Genomic DNA, 3,543 nt, shown 5'->3' on the forward strand with positions numbered 1-3,543 from the left:
CCCCACTCCCCACTCCCAATTCCCCATTTTATGGATTTGAAGTCTCTCGTTCGTGACATCCCAGATTTCCCTAAACCCGGAATTTTATTTCGGGATATTACTACCCTGCTGCGCGATCCACAGGGACTGCGCTACACTATTGACTTTCTAGCACAAAAATGCAATGAGGCTGGGATAAAGACGGATTATGTCATTGGTATAGAGTCGAGGGGATTCATTTTTGGTTCACCTCTGGCTTATAAATTAGGAGCTGGTTTTATTCCCGTCCGCAAAAAAGGTAAGTTACCAGCAGCCGTTCATACAATTGAATATGAACTAGAGTATGGTATGGACTGCCTAGAAGTGCATCAAGACGGTTTACACCAAGGTAGCCGAGTTTTAATTGTGGACGATTTGATTGCCACGGGTGGAACTGCGAGTGCAACAGCAAAGTTAGTGCAGAAAATTGGCTGCGAACTAGTAGGATTTGGGTTTATTATCGAGCTACAGGATTTAGAAGGGCGTAAATATCTGCCGGACGTACCGATTATCTCTCTAATTGAATATTAGTTATTTGTCATTGGTCATTAGCAAAAGACAAATGACAAATGACCAATGACAGATGACAAAGGACAAAGGACAAAGGACAAATGACATCTACGAGAATTTCCTTGGAGACAGGTCGGGATTGGCTAATAACGCTAGTCACGAGTGAAACTTTTGTTTATGTAGTAAAGCGGATATTGCAGGCACTACTGACTTTGTTGTTGGCGTCAGCGTTATCGTTTTTCATTATTCAACTTGCTCCAGGAGATTATGTAGATACGCTGCGGCAAAACCCGAAGATATCGCCAGAAAGAATTGAAGAAATCAAGCGGCAGTTTGGTTTGGATAAGTCTTGGCCAGAACAATTTGGGCTGTGGCTATGGCGAATCTTGACAAAAGGGGATTTTGGCACGAGTTTTATTTATCAACGTTCAGTAGCATCGCTGTTGTGGGAACGAGTACCAGCGACTTTGCTATTAGCGATCGCATCTTTAATTGTCACATGGGCGATCGCCATCCCTCTAGGGATCTTTGCAGCTGTTAACCAAAATAAGCTATCAGATCGGGTTTTACAGGTAATTAGCTACGCCGGACAAGGCTTTCCCAGTTTCATCACTGCCTTAGCGCTGCTGGTTTTAGCCCAAATCACCTCACCCTTTTTCCCAGTCGGTAGCATGACTAGCATCAATCACTCAGAACTGTCGTGGTTTGGCAGAATCTTAGATATCGGCTGGCACATGATTTTACCGACGATCGCTCTCTCAATTACTAGTTTTGCTGGTTTACAACGCATCACTCGCGGCGAATTATTAGATGTGCTGCGTCAAGATTACATCCAAACGGCTCGTGCTAAAGGATTGCCAGAAAATCGCGTCATCTACGTTCATGCACTCCGCAATGCGATAAATCCCTTGATTACCTTATTGGGTTTTGAATTAGCTGGTTTATTAAATGGTGCTTTCATTGCCGAGTTTTTCTTCAACTGGCCCGGTTTAGGGAGGTTGACTCTACAGGCTTTACAAGCTCAAGATTTATATTTGTTAATGGCAAGCTTGGTAATGGGCGCAGTGTTGCTGATTGCTGGTAATTTAATCGCCGATTTGATGTTAAAAGCCGCCGATCCACGCATTCGCCTAGAAAGTCTTAATTAGTCATTTGTCATTTGTCATTTGTCATTGGTTTAACTCCATCTCTCCCCACCCCCATCTCCATGCTGTCCGAAGTCTATTACTTGGTGCGCTCAAAAACTGACGGTAATTATCTCATCGCTCGTCCTGATACCGAAACATCAGGTTATTTATTGCTGTTTCAAGAAAACTTTGATGCCCTTAGCTATCTCAACACCCATGCAGCAGAAGTAGCAAATCGTTTTTCTGTGGAATCTATTCCACGTACACAGTTGGGAAACTTGCTCAAACGCTGGGGTTTTAGCGGTGTGGGTATTGTGACTGACCCGTTATTGCCAAAGGTTGAGTTTTTGCAGCATAGTTAAGCTCCATTACTGGATAAGGCGAAACTCAAAAGGGAATGTAAAAATCTTACCCACCCAAACATCTTCTATTTTGATAATCTCAGGTGTTAGGTAATTGTTTCTTGGTTGCTTTTGCATTGGCATTAAAGAGATAATTCCATCCCCTCAACTAGCCTGCTCCCAGGCAGGATAAGGATTTTCCTATATGACATTAATCGAGTATGTACCCAATTCAAAATTGCCATACCACCAATAGGTAGCATCTTTTCTGATAAATGCAAACTTCAGTTCACTTTTAAACCATTCAAAATATCCTTCCACTAAGAAAGTTACACTTTCTCCAGGCATTAGTAATTTAAAATCGGATAATTCTGGAGAGGCAGCTGTATTAACATTAGGGCCAAACTGTGGCACCTTTTGTTTGTTTGCTTGAAAAAATTCTGGACGCGCTGTCAAGAGTAGAAAATTACGAGGATTTGCTGTATTGTTAGTAATCTTAATGCCAAACTGAACTTGAGTTTTAGCACCAGGTTACTTTGATGGAATTTTGACTACACGCTCAGGCATTACCGTTTCAAATTGAATTCTATCTACTTCCACGGTGTTGTTACTGTTTGATTTAAAAGATCGTATGTAGGCTACCTTCTCAGCTTCTACTTTTTATTGAAAATTACGAATAGTAAGGAAATTATGGCAATTATAGCGGTTTTCACATTTACTTAAATAAAGGTGCGATGCCGAATAGCCCGTCGTAGACATCGCTCTGCAATTAAAAGTAGTTTTGCCATCTTGAAAAAAGTAACCTACTCAACTAACAAAACGAATTATCTAATTGAAGTTATTGAAAATCGGCATAGTCTGAAACATATTAAAAATTGCGAATAGTAAGCAATTACGGCAATTATGCGAACTTATGTTAGTTAAGTAAATAAGGATGCGATCGCACAAGTAAAATCAGGCAATATGGATGAGTTCAACTCATCACCATTGAGCAACGTAGCAACTAACTTTAAACTCGCTTGTTCGCGTCGATAAATTTCCACCTGTTGCTTGCGCCAATCCACAATCCAATATTCCCTAACACCTCTTGCTGAATAAAGCTTTAGTTTAAATTCCCTATCCCGTTTTTCGTTTTCAATACCAGCAGATAGAACTTCTACTACCAGTTCTGGCGCACCAGTCAAATGCCCCGCCTCATCTAAAAGTAGGGGTAATCTCTCATTGCTAGCCCAAACGACATCAGGAATCACATTATCATTATCGCCAAAAATTATGCCTGGAGCAGTCACAACTTCTCCCAAACCAGTAGTCTGTGACCAATTATCCAAAGAAGTGCTAATTCTGACACAACTTTTTTGATGATTCCAGTGAGGCGCTCTGGTCACAAACAATTCTCCGTCAATAATTTCATAGCGGTTCCCGTTATCTGGAAACAACTCTAAATCGGCGGTAGTCCAGCGCACTCTGTCAGTTGTCGGCTGGTTCATAAATCATCTTTAATTAAAGTATTTACCTATTTTAGCCTGAGTGGGCATGGGGCATGGGGC

Annotated in this window: 5 protein-coding genes; 3 read left to right on the forward strand and 2 right to left on the reverse strand. The window is 41.4% G+C overall.

What is annotated here, in order from left to right; translation table 11 throughout:
• Nucleotides 1-30: 30 nt before the first annotated feature.
• From ACFE90_RS37090 to ACFE90_RS37100, 3 genes are all read left to right on the forward strand, one after another.
• Nucleotides 31-549 carry an adenine phosphoribosyltransferase gene (locus ACFE90_RS37090; RefSeq protein ID WP_375507229.1) on the forward strand — a complete coding sequence of 173 codons (519 nt, stop codon included), beginning with the start codon at nt 31-33 and terminating at the stop codon, nt 547-549.
• Between the two features lie 80 nt (nt 550-629).
• A complete protein-coding gene (locus ACFE90_RS37095) occupies nt 630-1,676 on the forward strand; it encodes an ABC transporter permease (protein ID WP_375507226.1) in 1,047 nt (348 codons plus the stop codon).
• Nucleotides 1,677-1,735: 59 nt separating this feature from the next.
• The gene (locus ACFE90_RS37100; RefSeq protein WP_100898347.1) at nt 1,736-2,017 is read left to right on the forward strand and encodes a hypothetical protein; all 282 of its coding nucleotides are present in this window, start codon (nt 1,736-1,738) and stop codon (nt 2,015-2,017) included.
• A gap of 180 nt (nt 2,018-2,197) precedes the next feature.
• On the opposite strand, the gene ACFE90_RS37105 is transcribed toward ACFE90_RS37100, so the two are convergent.
• The gene (locus tag ACFE90_RS37105; protein WP_375507227.1) at nt 2,198-2,410 is read right to left on the reverse strand and encodes a hypothetical protein; all 213 of its coding nucleotides are present in this window, start codon (nt 2,408-2,410) and stop codon (nt 2,198-2,200) included.
• A gap of 506 nt (nt 2,411-2,916) precedes the next feature.
• A complete protein-coding gene (locus ACFE90_RS37110; protein ID WP_375507228.1) occupies nt 2,917-3,483 on the reverse strand; it encodes a Uma2 family endonuclease in 567 nt (188 codons plus the stop codon).
• Nucleotides 3,484-3,543: the final 60 nt, after the last annotated feature.

Origin of the sequence: uncultured Nostoc sp. (assembly GCF_964245445.1) — a bacterium.
In the GTDB taxonomy this organism is placed as follows: Bacteria; Cyanobacteriota; Cyanobacteriia; order Cyanobacteriales; family Nostocaceae; genus Nostoc.